The sequence below is a fragment of the Streptomyces gobiensis genome, assembly GCF_021216675.1.
Classification (GTDB): Bacteria; Actinomycetota; Actinomycetes; order Streptomycetales; family Streptomycetaceae; genus Streptomyces; species Streptomyces gobiensis.
This window is the reverse complement of the sequence record NZ_CP086120.1, coordinates 1,444,973-1,470,635: the sequence shown is the minus strand read 5'-3', so window position 1 is coordinate 1,470,635 and position 25,663 is coordinate 1,444,973. Positions and strand designations below refer to the sequence as shown.

General features: G+C 70.4%; 19 protein-coding genes and 1 tRNA gene. 10 read left to right on the top strand and 10 right to left on the bottom strand.

All coding sequences use genetic code 11. The annotated features are described in order from the left end of the window. Positions 1-178 precede the first annotated feature (178 nt). Positions 179-1,546 (top strand): magnesium transporter, encoded by a 1,368-nt coding sequence (gene mgtE / locus test1122_RS06815; RefSeq protein WP_232268255.1) that lies wholly within the window; start codon positions 179-181, stop codon positions 1,544-1,546. A gap of 129 nt (positions 1,547-1,675) precedes the next feature. Here mgtE and test1122_RS06810 read toward each other — a convergent pair. Next, positions 1,676-1,748 (bottom strand) — tRNA-Arg (locus test1122_RS06810). Between the two features lie 307 nt (positions 1,749-2,055). Between test1122_RS06810 and test1122_RS06805 the strand changes: the two genes are divergently transcribed. From test1122_RS06805 to test1122_RS06775, 7 genes are all read left to right on the top strand, one after another. Beyond that, on the top strand, positions 2,056-3,696 hold the full coding sequence (locus tag test1122_RS06805; protein ID WP_232271797.1) for a dynamin family protein: 1,641 nt from the start codon (positions 2,056-2,058) through the stop codon (positions 3,694-3,696). A gap of 5 nt (positions 3,697-3,701) precedes the next feature. Further along, entirely contained in the window at positions 3,702-5,639 is a 1,938-nt protein-coding gene (locus test1122_RS06800) for a GTPase (RefSeq protein ID WP_338423519.1), read from the top strand. 38 nt (positions 5,640-5,677) lie between these two features. Further along, the gene (locus tag test1122_RS06795; RefSeq protein WP_232268253.1) at positions 5,678-6,136 is read left to right on the top strand and encodes a single-stranded DNA-binding protein; all 459 of its coding nucleotides are present in this window, start codon (positions 5,678-5,680) and stop codon (positions 6,134-6,136) included. Between the two features lie 161 nt (positions 6,137-6,297). Next, the gene (locus tag test1122_RS06790; protein WP_232268252.1) at positions 6,298-7,716 is read left to right on the top strand and encodes a Cys-Gln thioester bond-forming surface protein; all 1,419 of its coding nucleotides are present in this window, start codon (positions 6,298-6,300) and stop codon (positions 7,714-7,716) included. Between the two features lie 132 nt (positions 7,717-7,848). Next, complete coding sequence (gene ettA, locus test1122_RS06785) at positions 7,849-9,513, top strand: energy-dependent translational throttle protein EttA (RefSeq protein ID WP_232268251.1); 1,665 nt, start codon at positions 7,849-7,851, stop codon at positions 9,511-9,513. A gap of 2 nt (positions 9,514-9,515) precedes the next feature. Beyond that, positions 9,516-9,941 carry an acyl-CoA thioesterase gene (locus test1122_RS06780; RefSeq protein WP_277879801.1) on the top strand — a complete coding sequence of 142 codons (426 nt, stop codon included), beginning with the start codon at positions 9,516-9,518 and terminating at the stop codon, positions 9,939-9,941. Then, positions 9,913-10,566, top strand: coding sequence for a DUF8185 domain-containing protein (locus test1122_RS06775; protein WP_232268250.1), 654 nt, complete (start codon positions 9,913-9,915; stop codon positions 10,564-10,566). The genes test1122_RS06780 and test1122_RS06775 overlap by 29 nt, the downstream gene beginning before the upstream one ends. A 20-nt stretch (positions 10,567-10,586) precedes the next feature. On the opposite strand, the gene test1122_RS06770 is transcribed toward test1122_RS06775, so the two are convergent. Next, positions 10,587-10,988: a globin gene (locus tag test1122_RS06770; RefSeq protein WP_277879800.1), complete on the bottom strand. Its 402-nt coding sequence runs from the start codon at positions 10,986-10,988 to the stop codon at positions 10,587-10,589. Positions 10,989-11,505: 517 nt separating this feature from the next. Between test1122_RS06770 and test1122_RS06765 the strand changes: the two genes are divergently transcribed. After that, positions 11,506-12,444: a methyltransferase domain-containing protein gene (locus test1122_RS06765; protein ID WP_232268249.1), complete on the top strand. Its 939-nt coding sequence runs from the start codon at positions 11,506-11,508 to the stop codon at positions 12,442-12,444. On the opposite strand, the gene test1122_RS06760 is transcribed toward test1122_RS06765, so the two are convergent. The 7 genes from test1122_RS06760 to test1122_RS06730 are packed head-to-tail and all read right to left on the bottom strand — an operon-like array spanning position 12,430 to position 22,379. Continuing rightward, positions 12,430-13,431 (bottom strand): FHA domain-containing protein, encoded by a 1,002-nt coding sequence (locus test1122_RS06760; protein WP_232268248.1) that lies wholly within the window; start codon positions 13,429-13,431, stop codon positions 12,430-12,432. The genes test1122_RS06765 and test1122_RS06760 overlap by 15 nt on opposite strands. Positions 13,432-13,454: 23 nt before the next feature. Continuing rightward, positions 13,455-14,810, bottom strand: a complete 1,356-nt coding sequence (locus test1122_RS06755; protein ID WP_232268247.1) for a vWA domain-containing protein — start codon at positions 14,808-14,810, stop codon at positions 13,455-13,457. A 21-nt stretch (positions 14,811-14,831) separates the two neighbouring features. Next, complete coding sequence (locus tag test1122_RS06750; RefSeq protein ID WP_232268246.1) at positions 14,832-16,013, bottom strand: PP2C family protein-serine/threonine phosphatase; 1,182 nt, start codon at positions 16,011-16,013, stop codon at positions 14,832-14,834. A 2-nt stretch (positions 16,014-16,015) separates the two neighbouring features. Further along, the gene (locus tag test1122_RS06745; RefSeq protein WP_232268245.1) at positions 16,016-18,634 is read right to left on the bottom strand and encodes a serine/threonine-protein kinase; all 2,619 of its coding nucleotides are present in this window, start codon (positions 18,632-18,634) and stop codon (positions 16,016-16,018) included. Beyond that, the gene (locus test1122_RS06740) at positions 18,634-19,947 is read right to left on the bottom strand and encodes a coiled-coil domain-containing protein (protein ID WP_232268244.1); all 1,314 of its coding nucleotides are present in this window, start codon (positions 19,945-19,947) and stop codon (positions 18,634-18,636) included. The genes test1122_RS06745 and test1122_RS06740 overlap by 1 nt, the downstream gene beginning before the upstream one ends. Positions 19,948-19,996: 49 nt before the next feature. Next, positions 19,997-20,995, bottom strand: coding sequence for a glutamate ABC transporter substrate-binding protein (locus test1122_RS06735; RefSeq protein WP_232268243.1), 999 nt, complete (start codon positions 20,993-20,995; stop codon positions 19,997-19,999). 43 nt (positions 20,996-21,038) lie between these two features. Then, positions 21,039-22,379 (bottom strand): hypothetical protein, encoded by a 1,341-nt coding sequence (locus test1122_RS06730; protein WP_338423517.1) that lies wholly within the window; start codon positions 22,377-22,379, stop codon positions 21,039-21,041. Positions 22,380-22,636: 257 nt separating this feature from the next. Between test1122_RS06730 and test1122_RS06725 the strand changes: the two genes are divergently transcribed. After that, positions 22,637-22,837 carry a type II toxin-antitoxin system VapB family antitoxin gene (locus test1122_RS06725; RefSeq protein ID WP_232268241.1) on the top strand — a complete coding sequence of 67 codons (201 nt, stop codon included), beginning with the start codon at positions 22,637-22,639 and terminating at the stop codon, positions 22,835-22,837. A 100-nt stretch (positions 22,838-22,937) separates the two neighbouring features. On the opposite strand, the gene pepN is transcribed toward test1122_RS06725, so the two are convergent. Then, a complete protein-coding gene (gene pepN / locus test1122_RS06720) occupies positions 22,938-25,517 on the bottom strand; it encodes an aminopeptidase N (protein WP_232268240.1) in 2,580 nt (859 codons plus the stop codon). Positions 25,518-25,663 lie beyond the last annotated feature (146 nt).

The window sequence follows — 25,663 nt, the reverse complement described above, 5'->3', positions numbered from 1 at the left end:
CGCGGTGGACTGGCGGCGGCGGTAGAGCGGAGGTGGTGCTGCGATGCGTAGCGAGCCTCCTAGTCGAACACCGCGCGGCACCGCCCTTTTCCTGGTCTAGCAGTGGGACAGTGAGCGGTGCCCGCGGTGTGCCCCCGGTGCCCGTCGTCGATCTCACCGCTGTGCTGAGGACTCTCCCATGCCGCAGACAGACCTGCCCGAAGAGCTGCACCCGGAACTCCCCGAGTCGCTGCAGGAAATAGTCGACAGTCAGCAGCTGCACGCTGCCCTGGAATGGCTGGAGACACATCCACCGCATGTGATCGCCGATGAGCTCGCCCGGATGGACGCGGTGCATGCGGGCATGGCCTTCCGGCTGCTGGACAAGGACCGGGCGCTGAACGTCTTCGAGGAGCTGGAGCCGGTCGACCAGCAGCAGATCCTGGAAGGGCTGCGCGATCACACCTTCCTCGAAATCGTCGAGGGCATGGACCCGGACGACCGGGCCCGGATGCTGCGGGAAGCCCCCGCCAAGGTCGCCAAGCGAGTACTCGCCGGGCTGAGCGCGCATGAACGGCGGATGACCGCCGCACTGCTCGGCTACCCGGAGGGCTCGGTCGGCCGCTATATGACCCCCGAGGTCGTGGCGCTGCCGCAGGACCTCACCGTCGAGCAGGCGCTGCGGACCGTACGCGCCAAGGGCGCCCACGCGGAGACCGTGTACACGCTCCCCGTGGTGGACCACGGACGGCGGCTGACCGGCGTCGTGGAGCTACGGGAGCTGGTGCTCAGCCCGCCGGAGACCATGGTCGCGGAGCTGGTCGTCACCGAACCGGCGTTCGCCCGCGCCACCGACTCCGCTGAGACGGCCGCCCGGCTGATGCGCGAGACCAACGACCTGAACCTGCCGGTCGTGGACAGCGAGAACCGGCTCGTCGGACTGCTCACCATCGATGACGCCCTTGAGGTCATCGAGGCCGCCGACACCGAGGACGTGGCCCGGCAGGCCGGTGCCACCCCCTGGGTCGGCCACTATATGGCCGCCACCGTCTGGCAACTCGCCCGCTACCGGGCCCTGTGGCTGATGCTGCTCCTGATCGCGGCGACCCTGACGGTCACCGTCACGGACGCCTTCGAGGCCACCCTGGAGCAGGTGACCCAGCTCGCCCTGTTCATCCCGCTGCTCATCGGCGCCGGGGGCAACGCGGGCGCCCAGGCCGCCACCGCCTGCGTACGCGCCCTGGCGGTCGGCGAGGTACGCGGCTCGGACCTGCTGAAGGTGATATGGCGCGAGTGCCGCGTCGGCCTGGTGCTGGGCGGGCTGCTTGCCCTGCTCGGGGTGGTCGTGGGAGCGCTGTTCGTCGGCGTGCAGATCGCCGTGGTCGTCGGCATCACCCTGGTGGTCATCTGCGGCTGGGCGGCCACCATCGGCGGCACCATGCCGCTGCTGGCCAAACGGCTCCGTATCGACCCGGCGGTGGTCTCGGCTCCCATGGTCACCACCCTGGTGGACGCGACCGGTCTGATCATCTACTTCACCACGGCCAAGGTGGTCCTGGGCGTCTGAGACACCGACCCCCGATGCAGAGGTCAAGGAGGGGGTGGGCGACCGCAGCGTGCGCCGCCCCGTCAGCCGCATCAGCCGAAGCCAGCGAAAAGACCCCCCGAAGGGAGGGTCGGCACCGTGCTGTCTGTGCGCCCCCGGCAGGACTCGAACCTGCGGCCAAGTGCTTAGAAGGCACCTGCTCTATCCACTGAGCTACGGGGGCTGGTCTCGATCGCGGACGGGCGGAGCCCCCGGGATGACCTTGCTTGCACAAGGATAAGGGCCCGGCTGGTTGCTCCTGGTTGCTTCACGTCCGCGACACCCTGTGGAGGTTCAGTGAAGCGCTCTGATAATCGCAGGCAAGTGCGATTCATGCACCAGTTTCCGCGGCACAGTGGGCGGCTGTTGTGCACTCGTTATGCCTACCGCCGCGCCCGTCTCGTCTGCCGCAGGGGTCAAAAAGGGGCATTCCCGAGGGAATGCGCTTCAAAAACGCCCTAAAGTTGGGCATTCTACACCTTGTGGCGATCTTGGAAGCACGGACTGAACTGCTCGACGCGCTGGTCGCGCTGCGTGACCGCGTCGCCGCTGCCCGCTTTCCGCTGCCGCTGCCCGGCGCCGAGCATGCACGCCGGTCCCGGGCCGAGCTGCTGGCGCAGCTCGATGACTATCTGGTGCCCCGGCTGCGTGAGCCCGACGCACCGCTGCTCGCCGTCATCGGGGGATCGACGGGCGCGGGGAAGTCGACGCTGGTCAATTCGCTCATCGGGCGGCGGGTCAGCGAGGCCGGGGTGCTGCGGCCCACCACCCGGACACCGGTGCTGGTGTGCCACCCCGATGACCACCACTGGTTTGCCGGGCAGCGGGTGCTGCCCCGGCTGGGCCGGGTGTGGACGTCCCAGCCAGGTGATGGGACCGGCGATGAGGAGCCGGGTGACGAGGCTGAGGGCGGTGTGGTTGAGGGCAGCTCGGGGGAGTCGGCCGACGGGCGGCTCGCGCTGCGTATCGAGAGTGATCAGGCGCTGCCCCCGGGGCTGGCGCTGCTCGATGCCCCCGATATCGACTCTCTCGTCGCCGCCAACCGCGAGCTGGCCGCCGAGCTGATCTGTGCCGCCGATATCTGGGTGCTGGTCACCACCGCCGCGCGGTACGCGGACGCGGTGCCCTGGCATCTGCTGCGTACCGCCAAGGAGTACGACGTCACCCTCGCCACCGTGCTGGACCGGGTGCCGCACCAGATCGCCGCCGAGATCTCCCGGCAGTACGCCGCCCTGCTCGACCGTGCCGGGCTCGGCGACATTCCCCGCTTCACCATCCCCGAGTTGCCCGAGTCCGCTGGCGGAGGCTCCGGGCTGTTGCCCGCCAACGCCGTGGAGGGGCTGCGCGCCTGGCTGGCCCACCGCGCCACCGACTCCCGCGCCCGAGCGGTTGCGGCGGGCCGTACCGCCCATGGTGCGCTGTCCTCGCTGAGTGGCCGGGTCCCGGGGCTCGCCGGTGGGGTCGCCGCCCAGCATGCCGCCATGCTGCGGCTGATGCAGTACATCGACGACGCGTACGACGCGGCCGGTGAGCGAGTGCGGCGTCAGCTGGCCGCCGGGGAACTGCTGGCGGGCGAGGCCTTCGCACACTGGCGCGGCTTCCCCACCGACAGCGGCGGCGCTGAGTTCCTGGACGCCTGTGCCGAAGGGCTCACCGCGCTGCTGGCCGGAGCGGTCGGCGCGGCCGAGGAGCAGATCAGCCAGGCCTGGCGTGATGAGCCGGGCGCCGCCGGGGTGCCGGAGGACATCTGCGCCGAGGCTTCGGCCACCGCCGAACGGATGGGTCTGCTCGTACGGCGCTGGCGGCGCTGCGTCGAAGAGCTGGCCGAGGAGGCGTACGAGTCGGACGGCCGTGGACCGGCCACCGCCGAGGAGACCGGTGCCCTGCTGGCCGCGGTCCAGCTCGGCGGCCCACAGGGCCGGGGGGCGGGTGAGGCCCTGGCCGACATCCTGAGCGCTCCCGGTGCGGCCCAGCTCCAGGAACGCGGCGCCCGGCTCCTCCATACGTATCTGCAGCGGGCCCTGCACGGTGAGCGGGACCGGCGGCTGGTCCCGCTCAGCGAGCTGGATACCAGCCCCGACCAGCAGGTGGAGCTGATCGCCGCACTGTCCGTACTGCAGAAGGAGAGGTGACCGGGGTGTCCGGATCGCTGGGGGACGTTCGTACGGCCGACACGGCCGACACAGCAGACGACGACCGGGCCTGGGACGACGGGCTCATCGCCCGTCGGGCCCGGCCAGGCACCGGGCCGGAGCGGGATCGCGAACAGAAGCAGGGAGAGAGATCAGGAGAAGGAGAGGGACAGGGGCCGGGGCGGGAGCAGGAGCAGGGGCCCGGGGTGGAGGGGGAGCCGGAGCCGCTGGGGGCGTACGAGCCCGAGGCGCTGCGCCGGCCGGTGCCACCCGGGCTGCCTCACCCGGGACGGGAACGCGGGCTGGGGGAGCGGCTGGACGCGTTGCGGGAGCTGGTCGGGGTATCGCGGACCCGGCTGGAGCCGCAGCAGCTGGCCGAGGCCGTGCGGGTGCTGGAAGAGGCCGGGGCGCGCGGGCGGCTGTCCCGGGCGTATACGACCGTGGCCATCACCGGGGCGACCGGCAGCGGCAAATCGACCCTGTTCAACGCGCTGGCCGGTGCGCAGCTCTCCGAAGCGGGGGTGCGGCGACCGACCACGGCCACGGCGGTGGCCTGTGTGTGGGAGACGCTTGAGCGGGACGGTGGCGGCGCCGACGGCCTGCTGGAACGGCTCGCGGTGCCGCCCCGGTCCCGGCGGCGGGCCCATCTGCGGGACGACGGGCTGCGCGGGCTCGTACTGCTCGATCTGCCCGACCACGATTCCGTGCTGACGGACCACCGTGAGCAGGTCGACCGGCTGCTGCGCCTGGTGGATGCCGTGATCTGGGTGGTCGACCCGGAGAAGTACGCAGACGCGGTGCTGCATGAGAACTACCTCAAGCCCTACGCGGGACACGCCGAGGTGACCTATGTCGTGCTCAACCAGGTTGACCGGCTGCCCGGTGAGGCCGCCGACGAGGTGCTGGGCGATCTCCGGCGGCTGCTGGACGAGGACGGCATGGCGCTGGGCGAGCACGGCGAACCGGGGGCGCAGGTGCTGGCGCTCTCCGCGCTGACGGGAGACGGGGTCGGGGAGCTCAAGGAGGTGCTGGGGGAGCTGGTGGCCGGCCGCGCGGCGGCCGCGCGGCGGCTGACCGCGGATGTGGACGGGGCCCTGAACCGGCTGCGACCGGTGTTCATCGCGGACGGGGCACACAGTCCGCAGGGGCTGACCGAGCGGGTGCGCGAGGAGTTCGAGTACCGGCTGGGCAACGCCGCGGGGGCCACCGCCGTGGGGCAGACCGCAGAGCGGACCTGGCTGCGGCAAGCGGACTGGGCCTGCGGTACGCCCTTGGCGGGGCTGGTGCGCTGGTATGCGCGGCGGCGGTCGGAGCGCTGTGGTGACCGGCTGGCGGCTCCTCCGGCGGCGGACCCGGAGGCGAGCGCCGGGCATCCGGCGACCCGGCCCGTAGTGGTGCAGGCGGTACGGACCCTGGCGGACGACGCGACGCGCGGGCTGCCGGAGCCCTGGGCGAGGGCGGTCCGCGAGGCGGCCTGGCGCGGGGCGGAGGGGCTGCCGGAGATGCTGGATGAGGCGGTCGCGCAGGCGGCTCTCCCACAGCGGCCGGCCCGGCCGCGCTGGTGGACCGCGGCGGCCGTTGGGCAAGCCGCGCTGCTGGCGCTGCAACTGGTGGGTGTGTGCTGGCTGTTGGGGGGCCTGCTCGGTGGGGGAGTGGGAGCCACCCGCTGGCTGCCGTTCGCGCTGCTGGCGGGCGGCGCACTGGGCGGGCCACTGCTGGCGTGGGTATGCCGGGCGGTGGCGCGGGGGCCCGCGCGTGCCTACGGGCTGGAGCAGGAGCAGCGGTTGCGGCGGCTGGCGGCGGGATGTGGCCGGGCGCGGGTGCTGGAGCCGGTAGCGGCGGAGCTGATGCGGTACAGCGAGGTACGGGGGCAGTACGTGATCGCGGCGGGGGGACCGCACGGGGGCCAGGCGGTAACGGAACTGTCCACAACCGGCGGGTAGTCCACAGGCGTCAGCGGGGAACTGGGCGCTGGGGCACGATGAGTTCACCTGAGAACGGCGAACAGGGCGAACAGGGGGCGTTCGGTGTGAACGAGACCATGGTGACGGTGGTGGGAAACGCCGCGACGGAGCTGGACTTCCGGGAGACCTCGGGAGGTATCCCGGTGGTGCGCTTCCGGCTGGCGACGACGGTGCGCCGCTTCGACCGTGAGCGGGGCGGCTGGACGGACGCGTACACCAGCTTCTACACGGTATGGGCGTGGCGGTCGCTCGCGCGGAACGCGAAGGCGTCGGTGACGATCGGTGAACCACTGGTCGTACAGGGGAAGTTGCGCGTGCAGGACGGGGAGCGGGATGGGCGGCGCTGGTCGGATACAAGCATCGACGCGATCACGATTGGCCACGATCTGTCCCGCGGTACCTCGGCGTTCGCTCGTGTTGAGCATGTGAAACCCGGGCTTTCCGGACAGCGGCCGGAGCCCATTCCCACGCCGTGAAGATCCTCATTCGCGGCATTCGACGATAACGATTCTGAGTCGGTACGCGTAGCAGGGGTGAATCGTGGGGATCATGGTGCGCCTGCTCTCTACGATCCCCCGTAGATTTCACGGGGTTGATGACGGGGGTTGTTGGTGACGGGGCTGATGAGGGGACAAGCATGATCTCGATACGCGGACGGGCCGCCACCCGTCGCGTGGCCGCGGCGTTGGCATCCGGACTGCTCGCGGCGGTCGGGGCGGTAGCGGGTGCGGGACCGGCGGCGGCCGAGGAGCCCCTGGGCTCGGCCCCGTCGTCGGACGGCGCCACCGCTGTCCTGGACGGCCTGAAGGTGTACGACCAGGCCATCGTCCGCGAGGACGGTGAGACGACCGAGACCGGCGCAGGCCTCTTCGAGATGTCTGTCGCGGGCGGTGGAAGTCTGCAGACCTACTGCATCGATATGCACAACCCGACGCAGGAGCAGGCGCAGTACCAGGAGGTGCCCTGGCAGACCTCGTCGCTGCACGACAACCCCGACGCGGGCAGGATCCGCTGGATCCTGCAGAACTCCTACCCGCAGGTGGATGACCTCGCCGCGCTCGCCAAGAAGTCGGGCGCCCGCCAGCTCACCCCGCAGACCGCCGCCGCGGGCACCCAGGTGGCGATCTGGCGCTACTCGGACGGCGCGGATGTCTCGGCGGTCGACAAGAACGCCGAGAAGCTCGCCGGATATCTGGAGAAGGCGGCGAAGAACCTCACCGAGCCCAGGGCCTCACTGTCCCTCGACCCGCCCGCCGTCTCCGGCAAGCCCGGCGAGCGGCTCGGCCCGGTCACGGTGCGTACCACCGCTCAGCGCACGAGCGTCGTCCCGGCTCCGGACGCCGCGTCGCACGGAGTGCGGATCGTCGGCCGGGACGGCAAGGAGATCACCACGGCCGCCGATGGTGACCAGCTGTGGTTCGACGTTCCCGCGGACGCGGAGGCAGCCTTCACCTCGCTGACCGTGCAGGGGGCCACCACGGTGCCGGTCGGCCGGGCGTTCACCGGTATAGGTGAGCACGCCATCAGCCAGACCCAGATCCTCGCCGGTTCCAGTGACTCCACGGTCACCGCGACCGCCACCGCGAACTGGGCGGCCCAGGGCGCCGTCCCGGCCGTTTCCGCGCGGAAGAACTGCGCGGCGGGTGGTCTGGACATCACCGTCAGCAACCAAGGCGACGAGCCGTTCAGCTTCAACCTCGGCGAGGCGTCGTATGAGACACCGGCCGGGAAGACGGAGACGGTGACCGTGCCGGTCCAGGAGGATCAGGCTTACAAGATCACGATCAATGGTCCGCATGGCTTTGCGCAGACCTTCTCCGGTGTCCTTGACTGCGCCACGGTGACCAGCGGCTCCGGTGATGACAAGGGGACCGCCGTGCAGACCACGCCGGTCACGGTCGGCGGCAGCGGCAGCGATGTCAATCTCGCGGAGACCGGCAACAGCAGTAATGTCCCGCTGCTGGTGGGTGTCGCCCTCGGGCTGCTGGTCCTCGGTGGTGGAGCGGTGCTGATGGTGCGGCGCAACAAGGCGGAACCGGCCGACACCGACGAGTAGCCGCAGCGGGGTCCGCCCGGGCCCGGGGTGGAACCGGGGGTCCGGGCGCTCCCCGGTTTCCGCCTGGGGCGTTCCGTACGGCAGGATGGATTCACCTGCCCATACCCACTTCCAGATGCCGGACGGTTTCTCTTGGCTGAGTTCATCTACACCATGCGCAAGACGCGCAAGGCGCACGGCGACAAGGTGATCCTCGACGACGTCACCCTGAACTTCCTGCCCGGTGCGAAGATCGGTGTCGTGGGCCCCAACGGCGCCGGTAAGTCCACGGTGCTCAAGATCATGGCGGGCCTTGAGCAGCCCTCCAACGGCGACGCCTTCCTGTCGCCCGGCTACAGCGTGGGCATTCTGCTCCAGGAGCCGCCGCTGAACGAGTCCAGGACCGTCCTGGAGAACGTCCAGGAAGGCGTGGCCGAGACCAAGGGCAAGCTTGACCGGTTCAACGAGATCGCCGAGCAGATGGCGACCGAGTACACCGATGAGCTGATGGAGGAGATGGGCAAGCTGCAGGAGCAGCTTGACCACGCCAACGCCTGGGACCTCGACGCTCAGCTTGAGCAGGCCATGGACGCCCTCGGCTGCCCCCCCGGCGACTGGCCGGTCACCAACCTCTCCGGTGGTGAGAAGCGCCGCGTAGCGCTCTGCAAGCTGCTGCTGGAGGCCCCCGACCTGCTGCTGCTCGACGAGCCCACCAACCACCTGGACGCCGAGTCCGTGCAGTGGCTGGAACAGCACCTCGCCAAGTACGCGGGCACCGTCGTGGCCATCACCCACGACCGGTACTTCCTGGACAACGTCGCCGAGTGGATTCTCGAGCTCGACCGCGGCCGTGCCCACCCGTACGAGGGCAACTACTCCACCTACCTGGAGAAGAAGCAGGCCCGCCTCAAGGTCGAGGGCCAGAAGGACGCCAAGCGGCAGAAGCGGCTCAAGGAAGAGCTGGAGTGGGTCCGCTCCAACGCCAAGGGACGTCAGGCCAAGTCCAAGGCGCGACTGACCCGTTACGAGGAGATGGCCGCCGAGGCCGAGAAGACCCGGAAGCTGGACTTCGAGGAGATCCAGATCCCGCCGGGCCCGCGTCTGGGCAATGTGGTCGTCGAGATCGAGAACCTGAACAAGGCGTTCGGCGACAAGGTCCTCATCGACGATCTGTCGTTCACGCTGCCGCGCAACGGCATCGTCGGCGTCATCGGCCCGAACGGCGCCGGCAAGACCACGCTGTTCAAGATGATCCAGGGCCTGGAGGAGCCGGACTCCGGCACCATCAAGGTCGGCGACACGGTCAAGATCTCCTACGTGGACCAGACCCGCGCCAATATCGACCCGAAGAAGACGCTGTGGGCCGTCGTCTCCGATGAGCTCGACTACATCAACGTCGGCCAGGTCGAGATGCCCTCCCGCGCCTACGTCAGCGCCTTCGGTTTCAAGGGCCCGGACCAGCAGAAGCCGGCGGGTGTCCTCTCCGGCGGTGAGCGCAACCGCCTCAACCTCGCGCTCACCCTCAAGCAGGGCGGCAACCTGCTGCTGCTCGACGAGCCGACCAACGACCTCGACGTGGAGACGCTGTCCTCGCTGGAGAACGCGCTGCTGGACTTCCCCGGCTGCGCCGTGGTCGTCTCCCACGACCGGTGGTTCCTGGACCGCGTCGCCACCCACATCCTCGCCTATGAGGGTGAGAGCAAGTGGTTCTGGTTCGAGGGCAACTTCGAGTCGTACGAGAAGAACAAGATCGAGCGGCTTGGCCCGGACGCGGCGCGTCCGCACCGGGTGACCTACAAGAAGCTCACCCGGGGCTGAGCGTGCGGCACATCTACCACTGCCCCCTGCGCTGGTCGGACATGGATGCCTTCGGGCATGTCAACAACGTCGTCTTCCTGCGGTATCTGGAGGAGGCGCGGATCGACTTCATGTTCCGGCTGGCGCGGGAGGCGGCCTCCGGGGCGTTCACGGGCGGGTCGGTCGTGGCCCGGCACGAGGTCGACTATCTGCGTCCGCTGGTCCACCGGCATGAGCCGGTGACCGTTGAGTCCTGGGTGTCCAAGCTGGGAGCCGCGTCGCTGACGATCTCCTACGAGATCAAGGACACCGATACCGTTTATGTCCGGGCCGCCACCATTGTGGTGCCGTACAACCTGAAGGAAGAACATCCCCGGCGGCTGACCGCCGAGGAAAGATCCTTTCTGGAGGCGTACTTCGATGACAGCGCGGCGTCTGACATTCGCTGATCCCGGGGAGGCGGCGGGACTCGCCGCCTTCCTGGAACGGCTGCTGCGCTGGGAGAAGAACGCCGCCGTTCGTATCCAGGCGGGTGGCGGCGTGGCCGGGATCTTCGCCAAGCCCGCCCGCTTCGAGGTGCTCGCGGTACGCACCGCACAGCTGCTCGAACCGGTGGAGCTGGACACCACGGTCTCCGCCGGTGAGCTGCTGGAGGGCGTCGACGAGAAGCGGGAGACGGTGACCGTGCCCAGCGCCGTCACCGGCCCGCCCTGGGCCGGGCTGCTGCCGCCGCGCGGCGGCTGGCAGCCGCGTGGCGAGCTTCCGCCGGACGCGGTGCGCACCGTCGCGGCCGCGGCGGTAGCCGAATTCCGGGAGCGCACGGAGAAGTTGCCGCCGCAGGAGCGCGGCCGTAAGGCCCTGGACGCCCTCGCCGAGGAGATCTGGTCCCGGCCGCTCGGCCGGACCGGCCTCCCACTGCGCGCCGTCCACGCCGCCCACGCCCTCGGCTTTCTGCGCGGCAAGGAGCCGGTCACCCTGCTCACCGCGGGCAGCTGGCTCAGGCTCCGCACGCCTTACGGCTCCGTGGTGGTCCGTACGAACGGCTCCTCGGGGCTGACGGTCACCCCGGTCTGAGCGGCTGGGCGGCTGGTCGGTTATGCGGAGTTGACCATTGAGGCGGCGGCGTAGACCAGGTAGTCCCAGAGCTGCTTTTCGAGCTCCGGGTCCAGCTCCAGGCTGTCCACCGCGTCGCGCATATGCCGCAGCCAGGCGTCATGCGCGGCCTGGTCCACGGTGAAGGGTGCGTGCCGCATCCGGAGGCGGGGGTGGCCCCGGCTCTCGCTGTAGGTGCGGGGGCCGCCCCAGTACTGCATCAGGAAGAGCGCGAGGCGCTCCTCGGCCGGGCCGAGGTCGTCTTCCGGGTACATGGGGCGGAGCACGGGGTCTTCCGCGACGCCTTCGTAGAAGCGCCGGACGAGCCGTCGGAAGGTCTTTTCGCCTCCGACCTGCTCGAAGAACGTCTGCTGCTGCAAGCTGCCGCGCGGAATCTCCATCACGCCTCCCATGGTCGCAGATGCGCGGCCCGACCCCGAGGGGCTGCCCGGGTTCCCGGGTCCCGGCTGCGCTGATGTGCGGCCCCGCCGCGTGGCGGGGCTTCGCCCCGGGGGCGGGGCGCTGTGGGTGGGTTTCCCCGTGTCCCCGCCCCTTCCCGGCTGTGCTGATGTGCGGCTGCGTCGCGGGCGGGGCTTCGCCTGGTTGCGGGGGTGCCGTGGTGGGGTTCTTTCCCCAATACCCGCCCCTTCCCGGCTGTGCCGGTATGCGGCTCCGCCGCGCGGCGGGGCTTCGCCCGGTTGCGGGGTGCCGTGGGTTGGGTTTCCCCGTATCCCGCCCCTTCCCGGAAACCGGGGCTTCGCCCCGGGGCCCCGCGGGTTTGCCGGTGCGGGCCGATGGCCGGGGGTTGTGCCCACCCTCCCCCAGCTAACGCTGGGAGGTGCCCCCACGCCCTGCGGAACGACTGCCCACAACACCGGGGGCGGTCTCGCGGGGTGGGGGGATGGGCGGGACAGTGGAGGTATGCGGAGGGAAGCGCTCCTGCGGGAGCTCGTCGCCGGTGGCGCGTTGACGGATCCGGCCTGGCGGGCGGCGTTCGAAGCCGTGCCGCGAGAGCTCTTCGTGCCCTCGTACTTTGTCGGTACGTCGCGCGGACACGAGCGGCGGTGGGGCGAGGATCCTGATCCGCGGGCGCGGGAACGCTGGCTGGACGGGTGCTATGAGGATGTCGCGCTGGCGACGCGGCTGCGTGACAGCGAGCTGATCTCGTCCAGCAGCCAGCCCTCGCTTATGGCCCGGATGCTGGAGGCGCTGGAGGTCGGCGACGGGATGACCGTGCTGGAGATCGGCACCGGCACCGGCTGGAACGCGGCGCTGCTCTCGCACCGGCTGGGAGACGAGCAGGTGACCACGGTCGATCTGGACCCGGAGATCACCGAGCCGGCCCGCGCCCATCTCGCCAGGGCCGGTTACCGGCCCACGGTGGTCACCGGCGATGGGGCGCGCGGCTGTCCGGCGCGGGCCCCGTACGACCGGATCATCGCCACCTGTGGGCTGAACACCATTCCCCAGACCTGGATCGAACAGTCGGCCCCCGGCGGGCTGATCCTGGCGCCGCTGGCGACCGGGCTGATCAGGCTCCGGGTACCGGACGGCACCTATGGGGAAGGCCACTTCCTGCAGACCCCGGCCTACTTCGTACCGCTGCGCGGTGGCCTTCCGGAGCATGAGCCACCCCTCCACACCCACGGGGTGCCCCGGCACGCCATACGCGAGGAATCCTTCCGCTTTCTGCTTGTCCTGGCCGCAGGACGGCTGGACCCGCTGGAGGCGTACGAGATGTGGCGGCACGAGGGCCGCCCGCCCCGGGAGCGCTACGGGGTGACCGTCCGTGCCAGTTCGCAGTGGGCCTGGCTGGATACTCCGGACGGGCCTTACCGCTGGCAGCTATGCCCGGCGTAGGGTGATCGTCGTCCAGGCGCCGACATGGACCCGGTCGCCCTCTTTCAAGGGGATCGGGACGAAGGGCTGGATGGGGTCTTCGGCGCCGTTGAGGGTGGTGCCGTTCGTGGAGTCCTGGTCGACTACCGCCCAGTTGCCGTCCGGCTGCCGCACCAGCACCGCGTGCTGGTGTGAGACACCCGGGTCCTCCGGGGGCCTGGCCAGATCGATGTCCGGGGCCTCGCCGGTGGACTGCCGACGGCGGCCGATGGTGACCTGGTGGCCGGAGAGCGGGAGCTGCTGCTCGGGGGAGTAGGCGGGCAGGTTGAGGGATGCCGCCTCCGGTCCACTGCGCTGCATCATCGCGGTGAAGTACTCCCGGTCCGGGGCGATGGTCACCATCCACCCCGCAGGTTGCGGCATACCTCCGCCGGGTCCCGGCTGGCCGTGCTGGCCCGGCTGGCTGCCCGGCTGGCTGTGATGGCCGCCGTGCTGGCCCGGGTGCGGCGGGCCCGGCTGGCCGTGCTGGCCCGGGTGGCCCGGATACGGCTGACCCGGGTATGGCGCCGGTGGCGGCAGCGGCCAGTCACCTCCGGCCTGCTGCGGCGGTGCGGGGGCCAGCGGCTCGGCCGGGCGGTTTATCTCAGAGGGCCGGGAGCTGTCGTAGCCCAGCGGCGCCCCCGGCTGCTGCTGATAGCCGGGCGGTGGCGCGGGCGGCGCATAGCTGGTGGGGGAGTGGGTGTGGAAGTTGTACCGGCACCCCTCGCAGAACGGGGCTCCGGCCTCGCGCGGTGTGTGGCACTGCGGGCACAGCTCCGCCTGTGCGGTGGGCTGGCCGGGCATCGGCGCGGAGGGGGCGCCCTGACCCGGGTAGCCATAGCCACCGGGCGGCGGGGGAGGGGGCGGGGGCGGCGGCACCGCGCCGCCGGGTGCGGAGGCCACACGGTGTCCGCAGACCTCGCACCAGTCGTCGGCCGCCGACTGGTGGCCGTTAGGGCAAGTCGGCATGTCGGTCCTCCCCCTTTGTACCGCTACTTCTTCACGCGAACCGTTTTGGTGGACCGCGTCTCCAGCGTCATCTCATCGGCGTCGCTGACCTTTGTCTTCAGGCGAACAGTACCTGCCGCCGCGTCAACCACGTCCACCACCTTCGAAAGCAGTTTCGCGGTATCCGCGTTCCCCGACGCGCTTGCCAACTGCACCGCGCGGCCCAGCTTCGCGGTCGCTCCACCCTCATCACCCGCTTTACGCAGATCGAGCCCCTGCTGGATGACCTGGGCCAGCTCGGCTTGTCCGGTGTAGTGCGCGACCTGCGGATTGATGGAGGTGGTGGCGACCAAGTCGTCGGTCCATACGGCCCGTATCAGGCCCTGGGAGAGGCGCTGCGGGGCAGCCGGGGCGGTACCGCCCGCAGGAGGCGGCAGGATCAGCGAGACCCGGGCGGCCAGCATCTCCTGGCCGATGGCGGCTGCCGGGACCCGGACGCAGATGTGGTAGTCGCGGGACTCATCGCCCCAGGAGCCGGTGGGGTAATCCCCGGCCCGTGGACCGGCTTCGGTGCGCCGCTCGGTCAGAACCTCGACGGTTGGCGCGACTTGCTTCACAAAGGCGACCTCGGCGCCCTGCGGGGTCCACAGCCGCAGGCTCACATCCGCGACCTCCTTGCCCATCGCGGTCTCCATCATCTGGGTGAAGTCCGCGGCCAGATCTGAGGGGTCGGCGACGATATCGGCGCTGCCGAGCAGCGCGGAGGCGATCCCGGTGACCTCCTTGACCTCCCAGTCGGTGCCCACACCACGCGCGTCACACGTGAAGTGTCCGGCGCAGGAGTCCAGGGCGGCCTTCAACTCCTCCGGTTCCTCATGCTCATTGCGTCCGTCAGTGAGCAGGATGCCGTGGCGGACCGGGACCTCGGCCGACGCCAGCAGCTGGTCGGCGAGACGGAGCCAGGTGCCGATGGCGGTGCCGCCGCCCGCGCTCAGCTTGCGCAGTGCTTCCTTTGCCTGGCTACGGGTGGTGGTGTCGGCGACCGCGAGCTTCCCGTCCCCCGGGAACACCTCCTTCGCCACATGGGTGCCCGCGACCACGGCGAAGGCGACGCCATCGCGCAGGGTTTCAAGGGCGGCTACGGTCGCCTCGCGCGCGTTGCGCATCTTGGCCGGCGGATAGTCCATCGAGCCGGAGCAGTCCACCATGATGACGACCCCGGCGCCCGGGTCCGTAACGGGTAGGTCCGCAACGGGTAAGGGCATACCGCCGGTCGTGCCACCGCCGGTTGAGGTGACCGTCACGATGGCGTTGACCTCCCGGCCCTCCTCGGGCAGATATTCGTTCTGATACACATCGACGGAGAACCGGGGCACATTCGATTTAGCGAAATTGGCCATAGCCTGCTTCCACTCAGCTCGTCAGGCCGATTGTTCCCGGCCGGGGACGGCCGGGAACGGCACCACCGCCACTGTTACGTTGTCGTGGCCCCCGCCCCGAAGGGCGTAGCCGACCAGGTGCCGCGCCGAAGGCAGCGGCCGGACGCGGGCGTCGAGCGGCACCGCGGAGGCCATCTCCTCGGCGGACTCCGCGTAGTTCCACAGCCCGTCGGTGCACACCACCACTACACCGGGCCGGTCGGGTTTGAAGGAAGCGGTATGCGGGTCGAGTTCATACGCGTCCGCGCCCAGCCACCCGGTAATCGCGTGCGCCCGGGGGTCCGCGTAGGCCTCGGCCTCGCTCATCAGCCCCGCAGCCACCATCTGGGCGGCCCAGGAGTCATCCTCGGTGAGCCGGGCGGCCGGGGCGCTGCGGTCCTCCGGCACCCAGTAGGCGCGGCTGTCGCCGATCCAGCCGACGGTGAGGATGCCGTCCGCGATCACCGTGCTGACGATGGTGCAGGCCGGGGCGTTCTCTTCCGGGTCGCGTACTTCGGTGGCGAGGGCGTTGACCGCCTCCGCGGCGTGCACCAGAGCCGCGTACATCGCCTGCTGCGGGTGGGTACCGCGGGGCAGCGACGCGACCATCGACTCGCAGGCCGCTTCCGCGGCGGCCGCCGACGCCTCATCCGGGCGGGTCGAGGACGAGACCCCGTCACAGACGACGGCGATCACGGCCTGTGCGCCATCGGGCAGCCCGGTCGCCGAGACCGCGAAGGAGTCCTCGTTACGGTGGTGCCGCAGACCACGGTCGCTGGCCGCCGCCACCCCCGCCAACTCCCGCTCAATGTGGTCGCGCGCACGGGGCTGGGCATGGCCGCAGTGCTCGCAGTAGCCGTCCTTGTCGATGGCGCCGGTGCCACAGGCGGCGCAGCTGCGGCCGTCCATCCCGCAGGCGGCCGGATCCACTGGTGGCGGAACGTCCCAGGGCGGGTCCGTCCGTGGGTCCGTACGCGGGTCCGTCCGGGGGCCGGTGCGCGGCTCGGGCGGCGGCAGGGTGAAGTCCGGCAGGGTGGGTGTACGCACGACCGGTGGCACGGGCGGAGACCCCGGCTGCTGCGCGGCCGCCGACAGATCGGTGCCGCACACACCACAGTAGAGGTCGCCCTGCTCCAGCGGCTCCGCGCAGCTGGGGCAGGTGGAGAGTTGGTTGAGCTGCGGCATCGTCACACCCACGTCCGGGGGCGGAAGCGGTTGGCCCGCTCCACCCATTCGATCCTCTCAGTACCGGTCTGCGCGAGCCGGGCGAGCCGTCGGTACGCACGCTCCAGACCCAGCCGCAGACCCTCCTCGCTCAGCGCGCTGCCCAGCAGCGGTCTGAGCTGGCCGGCTTCGGGGCCCGGCGGCGCCCCTTGTCTGCCCGCCAGCACCCAGTCCAGCGCACTGCCCAGCACCTCGGTGCACAGCCGCTCCCGGCGCAGTGCGTCCAGACCCATCTCCTGGAGCCGTTCCACCTGGTCAGCCGCGGCGTACAGATCGTCGAGCAGCCGCCCTTGCGGCTCGCGCTGCCGCAAGCGGGCCCGTACGGCCGCTATTCGCGCCGCGATGTAGTGGATGGACGCCTCCGGAACGGACTCCAGCGCAGCCACAGCGCCCATCCGGTCACCGGCCGCCAGCCGCACCCGGGCCAGCCCGAAGGCGGCACTGACGTAGTTGGGATCGGTGGCCCACACCAGGCGGTAGTACTCGGCGGCGTTGTCCAACTGGCCCAGCACCTCGGCACAGACACCGAGCGCAAGCTTGGGCGCGGGCTCGCCGGGGAAGGCATCGTAGACCGCGTCGAAGGAGAGCGCGGCCGTCTCCCGGTCGCCGTTCACCAGCGCCGACACACCCCGGTACCAGATCACCCGCCAGTCATCGGCGTGCTTGGCCTCCAACTCGGCCAGCGCCTCGGTGGCCAGCGCACCGGCCTGCGCTCCGGGCATCTCCAGCCGCGCCCGCAGCTCCCGCAGCCGCAGCTCCGCGGAGTCGGTGGGCGCCGCCCGCAGCGCGGCGATCAGATCGGCGGGGTCCGAGGCCTGCAGCCCCGCGAGAAAGCCCGCGTTCGGATCGCCCGGATCCACCCGTGGCACCGGCAGCGCGAGCGCTGTGGCCCGCGTCTCCAGCGGCACCATCGCCACCTGCCCCGGCACGGTCCCGGACGCGGTCTCGGGCGCGGTATCCGGCTGCCCACGCCCGGTGAGCTGCGACGGCAGCCGCACATGCGCGGGCGTCTGCCCGTAAGTCGCCCCGGCGGTGGGGTAGAGAGACGATGTGGTCGCGCCGCCCGGCAGGGCGTGGGCGTGGGCGTGGGCGTGGGCCTGAGCGTGGGCCTGGGCCGTACCGTCGCCCACCGATGCGGCCGGGCGCTTGCGCGCGCGCCGCGACGGCTTGACGACGCGGGCGCCCAGCACCGAGGTGTCGCCGGTCGCCTGCGCCAGCAACTCCGTGTCAGCGACCTTCTGTTCCGCACCGAAGAGGGTGGACAGCGATGGCCGTGGGCGGCCCGACTGAAGCGCCACGACCTCCCGCAGCACACCCGTCAGCTGCTCGGACATCTCTTCCGCCGAGGCGAAGCGCCGCTGTGGATCCGGGTCCGTGGCCCGCACCAGAAGGCGGTAGAAGGACTCGTACCGCTGGAAGACCTCGATGTTCTCCGGGTCCGGCAGGCTGTCCACGAAGACGTTCGTATATCCCTGGAAGTCGAAGGTCAGCACGGCGAGGGTGCGTGCCACCGTATAGAGATCGGAGGCGACCGAGGGGCCGAGCTCCGCGACCTCCGGGGCCTGGTAGCCGACCGTTCCGTAGATCGCGCTGTCCTCGTCGCCCATCCGGCGCACCGCACCCATGTCGATCAGCTTCAGCTGGTCGTTCTGCTGAATGGCGTTGTCGACCTTGAAGTCGCAGTAGAGCAGATTGCGGCTGTGCAGATGCCCGAGCGCGTCCAGCGCCTCGATACCGTACGCGCACGCCTGCTCGACCGGCAGCGGATCGCGACGGCCCTCCGGCGTACGCCGCTCATTGGCGATCTCCTTGAGCGATTTACCGCCCACGTACTCCATCACGATGTAGCCATCGAGGCTCCCCGTGCGCTGGTCAAGATGCTCAACGAAGTTATAGATACGCACGATGTTGGAGTGCTCGATCTCCGCGAGGAAGCGCCGCTCGGAGATCGCCGCGGCCATCGCGTCCTCATCGCCGGTATCCAGCAGCCCCTTGAGCACTACCCAGCGGTTGGAGACCGCGTGGTCCACCGCCAAGTAGATCCAGCCGAGGCCGCCGTGTGCCAGACAGCCCGCGACCTTGTACTGCCCGCGCACCACATCACCCGGATTGAGCTTGGGCACAAAGGAATAGCGGCGACCGCACTTGGTGCAGAAGCCCTCCGTACGGCCCGGATGGTCGCCCCGGGACCGGCCCACCGCGCTGCCGCAGTCGCTGTTGCTGCAGAAGCGCTTCCGCTCAGGCACCTCCGGGTTGGCCAGCACCGCCAGAGCCGGGTCGGGACGCGGCACCTCCGGGACCGTGACCAGACCCGCGCCCAGCCGGTTCCGGCCGGAGGAAGAGGACGTGCTCTTACGGGAGCTGCGTACCGATACCGAGCGGTTGGAGGTCGTACCGGACAGCGAGGCGGCGGATCGGCTGCCGCTCTGGTTGGTCACTCCGGTGGGCGGGGAGCTGACCAGCCCGGCCGGGGAGATGACCGGGGAGACACCGCAGATGTCGCAGTACAGCTGACCGCCGCCCACGTCCTCGTAGGCGCCCTCGCAGTTCGGCCGCTGGCACGGCTGCCGCTGGTCGGTCATCAGCTGTAGTCCCCCCTGCGGCCGTCGGTCCGGCCATCCCGCGGAGATGCCAGGACATCCGAGGCCGCCTGCTGATAGCGCAGCACCGCCTGCTCGGCGGCGCGTAGATCGCACGGCGCGCTCCACAGCATCCGGCGCGCCAGGTCATAGCGCTCGACCAGCATCGGCTCCTCCGCCATCCCCTGCTGGGCGACCTTGGCCTTGTACGCGTCCAGCCGCCCGCGCAGCTCCGCACGCACCGCCAGCGGCGCGGTCACCGCCGACAGCGAGGCGCGGGCCCGCTCCAACTCATCGTCCGCGCGCTGCTCCAGACTCTCCAGCAGGGGCGAGAGCCGATGCCACTGAGCGTGCCGCCGGTAGTCCACGGCCGCCGCCAACTGCTCATGCAGCGCCGTCGGCGGCCCACTCACCGCGGGCACCTCGGACGCCGCGATCTTCGCCAGCACCTCACCGCGTGCGGACCGCGCCTCCGCGAGCGTACGGTCCGCGCGGGAGAGGACATCGCGCAGCCGCATCAGCCGCTGCTCGGCGTCCTGCCGCACGCCCAGCACGGCGTCGATCTCCCGGCGTACCTCCTCCAGTGCCCGGGCCGCCCGGTCGTACCGGTCGGTGTCGGGCCGGCCACCACCGGGTGCGCTGCTGCCTCCCGCCGGGATCCAGAAGGCGAGCGGGTCGGTGATCACTTCCCCGCGCAGCATGGTGAGTTCGGTGGTGATCTGCTCCAGATCGTCGCCCGCCGGGTGCTCACCGGGCCGTACTCCGACCGAGTGCGCCAGCGAGCGGATGCGCTGCAGCTCGGCGGCGAGCAGATCGATCCGGGCGGGCAGCGCGGACCACACCGAGTCGGCGGCGGCGACCACATCGAGGGCCCGTGCGTAGCCCCCGTTCATCCGCTCGACCAGTTCCTCCAGGCTCATCCGTTCGGCGAGCCGCCCGCTGGAGGCGGCCCCGGATGTGGCCCCGGGGGTGCCCCCGGCGATGGTCACCCCGGAGCCGCGGAGCATATCGGTGAGCACGGTGAGGTCGTCCCGGCTCGGCCAGCGCCGTCGGCCGCGCAGCTCCTCCGCGGTGGCCAGCGCCTGGGCGTACGTCTCGAAGTGTGCCCACAGCACCGAGATGGCGTGTTCCGCTGTGGCCCACCGGTGTTTGGTGGTGCCGGTCAGCTCGGCCCCTTCCAGCAGCCGCCGTCCGGCATGGTCCTGCAGCGCGAGCAGCGATGACTCGATCGCTTCCCGCTCCGCGCTGAGCCGCGCCAGCGCACGGTCCACCTCCTCCCGGCTCATCGCCGGCCCGGTGGGTCCCGGGGACGCCATCGATCACCTCGCTGCTCTCGTACGACGCCAGTGCTTACTCAGTGCTTACTCAGTCCCGGTAGGCCGGGGTGGGCGGCTTCGGACCCGGGTCCTCCATCATTCCGGCCAGCCATCTCTCATAGGAGGTCATCCAGGCACTGGACGTGCCGCCCTTACGGAAGTCGTCCAGCACCTTGTTGACACGCCGCACCAGATCCTTGTCCTCGCGGTTCATCGCCACACCGTACGGCTCGACCGTGAAGGGGTCGCCGACCAGCCGTACCGAGGGGTCCTGGGCCGCCTGCCCGGCCGCCAGCGCGCTGTCGGTGATCACGGCGTCCACCTCGCCCAGCTGCAACCGCACCAGACAGTCGAGCTGGTTGGGCACCGCGACCACATGGGCGCCATGGCTCTCCTCCGTCAGCGCGCTCTCGCCCGTCGAGCCCTCCGCCGTGCAGACGCGCCGGCCCTTGAGGGACGCGTCATAGCCCTGGACACGTGACGTACGCGGGGCGAGGACTTGCTGGCCCGCCTCGAAGTAGGCGGTGGAGAAGGACACCCGCTGCAGCCGTTCACAGTTGATCGTCATGGTGCGCACCACCATGTCCACATCGCCGTTCTCTATCGCCTTGACGCGCTGATCGGTAGGGATCGTCCTGTAGACAACCTTCGCCGGTTTGCCCAGCAGATCCTCGGCGATCGCCCGCACCAGATCGATATCGAAACCGGTGATCTCACCCGTGTTCGGATCGCGGTAGCCCCACAGATAGCTGTTCTGGTCGACACCGACCACCAGTTGCTTCGCCTTCTGGATGCGCGTCACCGCTGGCCCGGCGGCGCCCGAGGGCCGGAGGCTGGCCGCCGGGTCGCTGCCGTCCGCGCAGGTCTCCCGCTCCGGCGCGGCAGCGGGCACCGCCGCCCGGGCGGCCGCCGCCGTACCGCCCGCAAGCCGTTCGTCGTGGTCGCTGTTCCCCCGGACCGGGAGCACGGATGAGAGGAGCACCGCGAGTACCAGGGCGAGCCCCGCCGACGCCATCGCGCCGAACTTCCTGTCGCGCTCGCGTGCCATCTCCGCTCCCCCCTTCACCGTTCCCCCTTCACCGCTCCACCCTTCACCGGTACTCCGACAGCCTGCGGCCGATGCCGTACGCGGCGCCCGCCGCGCCCAGCAGCACCAGCAGACCGGCCCCGGCGGGAAGCCCGGTGAGCGCACCGCGTCCGGCCCTGGCGGCTTCGGTGAACTGCGTCTGCTCATGCCCGATCGCTTCCCGCAGCCCGGCGTCGACCTTGTCGAAGGTCTCGCCCGTGGTCCCCATGGATCCGATCACCATCGCCACCGCGGCGCTGTACTCCCCTTCGTTCTCGTACTTACGGACCTCACCGTGCCGATAGGACCAGAAACCGGCGTTGCGCAGGGCCGACTTCACCGGCAGCCGCCCCTCCTCATCGTCGGCCAGCTCCATTGCCTCGGCGAGCAGACCGCCCTCCCCGGCCTCGGGGTCCTCGCCCGCCAGCTTTCTCATGCCGTCCTGATAGCTGTCCTCATACCCCGACCCGGCACCGCGCGACACCAGCGTCATACCCTCGTCACCGCGCGCCTCCAGCGCGGCTACCAGCGCCTCATTGAGCGCGTGCAGCGACTGCGCGCCCTCGCGGTCGGACTCGCTGAGGCCGACCCGGGCGATCGCGTGGGCCCCGGTCGTCCACAGCACCAGCACGGTTGCCGCCGCGGTCGCCGCCAGCAGCCCGCGGTTGAACACCCGGTTCGTACGCAGATAGTGGCGCCGCTGCGCCCAGATCAGCACGCCAAGGGTGAGCGCACCGAGGGTGAGTGCGATCCATGGCCAGGACTTAGCGGCCCGGTAGTCCTCGCCCAGCTGCGCCGTCTCCGCCTCGTAGAGCGTCCGGGCGGCCGGGAGCAGGGTGTCGCGCATCTGCTCATTGGCGTGCCGCAGATAGGCGCCGCCGATCGGCAGTCCCTGCCGGTTGTTGGCGCGGGCCGACTCAACCAGTCCCGTATAGACGGGAAGTTGCTCACTGAGGATGGTCAGCTGCCTGCGCGCGGTGGCGGATCCCGCGCTGTTGGCCGCCGCCTGGGTGATCAGCTGGGAAGCGGTGCGGATATCCTTCTCATAACGCTCCCGCACCTGGGCCGGCTCATTGCCTCCGGCGAGGAACCCGCTGGCAGCGGTGGTGTTGGCGTCGGCCAGTGAGCGGTAGATATCGGCGGCGTCGGCGCTCAGCGGCTGGCTGCCGTGCAGCACCGCGTCCGCGCTGGCCGCCCGGTCGGAGACCTGCCAGGCCGTCGCGGCACCAAAGAGGATCAGCAGTGCGACCAGTACGGCACCGATGATCCGCAGCCGCCCGGGCTCCGTCCGGGCCGCGGCCCGCAGCCGGTCCACCCCTTCCGTCCAGGCCGTCTGCCGAGGCGGCTCGGACGGCTCGGCAGCCACTGGCGGCGGTATGGTCGACGGCTGCGTCATATCGGCTCGGGACCTCCCCCTCGGTCACGCTGTCTGAACCCTCCCCCGCGCGCCGGGAACAGAGCCCATGACCAGCAGTATGGCCGCGGGGAGGATCAACCACACCGCTTTACCGGGATCCTGTTCGGATCGCGACGCGGCGCTCGCTGCGGGTCCGGCGCATACCCGAAGCTGGTGAACGCGGTGCGGTGCGGTGTTAGTGTCCCGATCCGACGAAGGGGGCGCTCATGGCCAAGGTCAACATCAGTCTCGATGCCGAACTGGTGGTGGAAGTGATGGTTCTGGCCGGAGTCGGCTCGCCCCAGGATGCCGTCGAAGCGGTCGTGCGTGACTATATCGCCCGGGGTCACCGCACCGAGGCACGGACCGGGCTCACAGATCAGAGTCTGCGTGAGGTCGAGGTCAAGCCGCGGGAGTCGGAAGGCTGACCGCTGTGATCGCCTGACGCCGCTCGAGATCCGGACGCCACTCGAGACCCGCTGGCACAGAGCGGGCGCTCCGGTACCGGGGCGCCCGCTCTGTGGGCTGTCAGCTCGCCGCGGCGGCGTCTGCTGCCTGGGCCTTCAGGGCACGTTCGACGCCCGCGCGGGACTCGGTGACCAGACGGCGCAGGGCCGCGCTGGCGTCTTCCGAGGTTCGAAGCCAGGCATCGGTGGCGTCCAGGGTCTCCTGGGAGACCTGAAGCGTCGGGTAGAGGCCGATGGCGATCTGCTGGGCCATCTCGTAGCTACGGGACTCCCAGATGCCCTTCAGCGCGTCGAAGTACTTCGTCGTGTACGGGGCGAGCAGCTCGCGCTGGTCCGTCTGTACGAAGCCGGAGATGACCGACTCCTGCACCGCGTTGGGGAGCTTGTCCGACTCGACGGCCTGGGCCCAGGCCGCCGCCTTGGCCCCGGCGGTCGGGCGGGCCGCCCGCGCGGTGGCGGCGTGGCGCTCGCCCGCCGAGGTCGCGTCGCGCTTCAGCTCCGCCGCGATCGCCTCCTCGTCCGCCCGGCCCATGGCCGCCAGCCGCTCCAGCAGCGCCCAGCGCAGCTCGGTGTCGACGGCCAGGCCGTCCACCGTCTCGGTGCCGTCCAGCAGACCCGCGAGCAGATCGAGCTGTTCGGGGGTGCGGGCCGTAGCGGCGAAGGCGCGGGCCCAGGCCAGCTGGTGGTCGCTGCCGGGGGCGGCCGCCCGTAGCTGCTGCAGGGTGGCCTCCGTCCAGCGTGCCAGGCCCGTCTCACGCCAGCTCGGCGCGGCGTACAGGTCCAGGGCCAGCTTCACCTGGCGGTGCAGTGTCTGGACGACGCCGATGTCCGACTCCTTGGTGATGCCGGAGAGAACGAGCGACAGGTAGTCGCGGGTGGCGAGTTCGCCGTCGCGGGTCATGTCCCAGGCCGAGGCCCAGCACAGCGCGCGCGGCAGCGACTCGGTGAAGTCGCCCAGATGCTGGGTCACGGTCGCCAGCGACTCCGCGTCGAGGCGCACCTTGGCGTAGGAGAGGTCATCGTCGTTGAGCAGGACGACCGCCGGGCGTTTGCGGCCCGCCAGCGCCTCGACCTTGGTGAGTTCGCCGTCGACGTCGAGCTCGATACGGTCCGTACGGACCAGCGTGCCGCCGTCCAGGTCGTAGAGCCCGATCGCGATGCGGTGCGGCCGCAGGGTCGGCTCTCCCTTGGCGCCGGTGGGCAGCGCCGGGGCCTCCTGGCGCACCATGAAGGAGGCGATGGTGCCCGAGGCGTCCGTCTCGATCTCCGGGCGGAGCACATTGATGCCCGCTGTCTCCAGCCACGCCTTCGACCAGGCCGTCAGATCCCGTCCAGAGGTCTCCTCCAGCGCGTCCAGCAGATCACTCAGCCGGGTGTTGCCCCACTCATGGCGCCTGAAGTACGTCTGTACGCCCTGGAAGAACTCGTCCATGCCGACATAGGCGACCAGCTGCTTGAGGACGCTCGCGCCCTTGGCGTAGGTGATTCCGTCAAAGTTGACCAGGACATCGTCCAGATCCCGGATCTCGGCCATGATCGGGTGTGTGGACGGCAGCTGGTCCTGGCGGTAGGCCCAGGTCTTCATCTGGTTGGCGAAGCTGGTCCACGCCTGCGGCCAGCGGCTGCCCGGCGCGTGGGCCTGGCAGGCGATGGAGGTGTACGTGGCGAAGGACTCGTTCAGCCAGAGGTCGTTCCACCACTCCATGGTGACCAGGTCACCGAACCACATATGGGCCAGCTCGTGCAGGATGGTCTCGGCCCGCGACTCATACGCGGCATCCGTCACCTTTGACCGGAAAACGTACTGGTCGCGGATGGTCACCGCGCCCGCGTTCTCCATCGCGCCCGCGTTGAACTCCGGGACGAAGAGCTGGTCGTACTTCGCAAAGGGGTAGGGGTAGTCGAACTTCTCCTGGAACCAGTCAAAGCCCTGCCGGGTGACCGCGAAGATCGCGTCCGAGTCAAGGAACTCGGCCAGCGACGGACGGCAGTAGATGGCCAGCGGCACGCTCCGGCCCTCGCCCTCCCAGCTGCTGTGCACGCTGTGGTACGGGCCGGCGATGAGCGCGGTGATGTACGAGGAGATACGCGGCGTCGGGGCGAAGCGCCACACATGGTCCTTGACGTCCGACGGCTGCGGCGTCGGGGAGTTGGAGATGACCGTCCAGCCCTCGGGCGCCGTCACGGTGAACTGGAAGGTGGCCTTCAGGTCCGGCTGCTCAAAGCTGGCGAAGACCCGCCGGGCGTCCGGCACCTCAAACTGCGTATAGAGGTACGCCTGCTGGTCGACCGGGTCGACAAAGCGGTGCAGACCCTCGCCGGTGTTGGTGTACGCGCAGTCCGCGACGACCTTCAGCTCATTGCGCCCGGCGAGCAGCGACGGCAGGGCGATCCGCGAGTCGGCGAACACCTCGCCGGGATCCAGCGCCTCACCGTTCAGCACGGCCTCGTGCACGGTCGGCGCCACCAGGTCGATAAAGCTGGCGCCGGGCTCGCGGGCGTCGAAGCGCACCGTGGTCACCGAGCGGAAGGTACCCCCCTCCTGAGCACCGGAGAGGTCCAGCTCGATGTCGTACGAGTCGACGGTGAGCAGCCGTGCCCGCTCCTGCGCCTCGTCACGGGTCAGATTCGTCCCAGGCACCTGGTGTCTCCCTCGTTGGTCGGTCGCTAAGGCTTGTACGAAGTACGGCCATCCTTCCACGCTGCGGCGCGGGGGCCGGGCTTCCCCGGGAGATGAACGGCAGATGAGTACACAGACACGCCCCGCTAAGAGAGACATGGCTATTG

Bases quoted from the DNA above. Each gene is read 5' to 3' on its own strand.
- test1122_RS06760 (WP_232268248.1), bottom strand. From the start codon at position 13,431: ATGCCGACTTGCCCTAACGGCCACCAGTCGGCGGCCGACGACTGGTGC.
- test1122_RS06790 (WP_232268252.1), top strand. From the start codon at position 6,298: ATGATCTCGATACGCGGACGGGCCGCCACCCGTCGCGTGGCCGCGGCG.
- test1122_RS06775 (WP_232268250.1), top strand. From the start codon at position 9,913: ATGACAGCGCGGCGTCTGACATTCGCTGATCCCGGGGAGGCGGCGGGA.
- test1122_RS06750 (WP_232268246.1), bottom strand. From the start codon at position 16,013: ATGCCGCAGCTCAACCAACTCTCCACCTGCCCCAGCTGCGCGGAGCCG.
- test1122_RS06735 (WP_232268243.1), bottom strand. From the start codon at position 20,995: ATGGCACGCGAGCGCGACAGGAAGTTCGGCGCGATGGCGTCGGCGGGG.
- test1122_RS06740 (WP_232268244.1), bottom strand. From the start codon at position 19,947: ATGGCGTCCCCGGGACCCACCGGGCCGGCGATGAGCCGGGAGGAGGTG.
- test1122_RS06765 (WP_232268249.1), top strand. From the start codon at position 11,506: ATGCGGAGGGAAGCGCTCCTGCGGGAGCTCGTCGCCGGTGGCGCGTTG.
- test1122_RS06755 (WP_232268247.1), bottom strand. From the start codon at position 14,810: ATGGCCAATTTCGCTAAATCGAATGTGCCCCGGTTCTCCGTCGATGTG.
- test1122_RS06725 (WP_232268241.1), top strand. From the start codon at position 22,637: ATGGCCAAGGTCAACATCAGTCTCGATGCCGAACTGGTGGTGGAAGTG.
- test1122_RS06745 (WP_232268245.1), bottom strand. From the start codon at position 18,634: ATGACCGACCAGCGGCAGCCGTGCCAGCGGCCGAACTGCGAGGGCGCC.
- test1122_RS06795 (WP_232268253.1), top strand. From the start codon at position 5,678: ATGAGTTCACCTGAGAACGGCGAACAGGGCGAACAGGGGGCGTTCGGT.
- mgtE (WP_232268255.1), top strand. From the start codon at position 179: ATGCCGCAGACAGACCTGCCCGAAGAGCTGCACCCGGAACTCCCCGAG.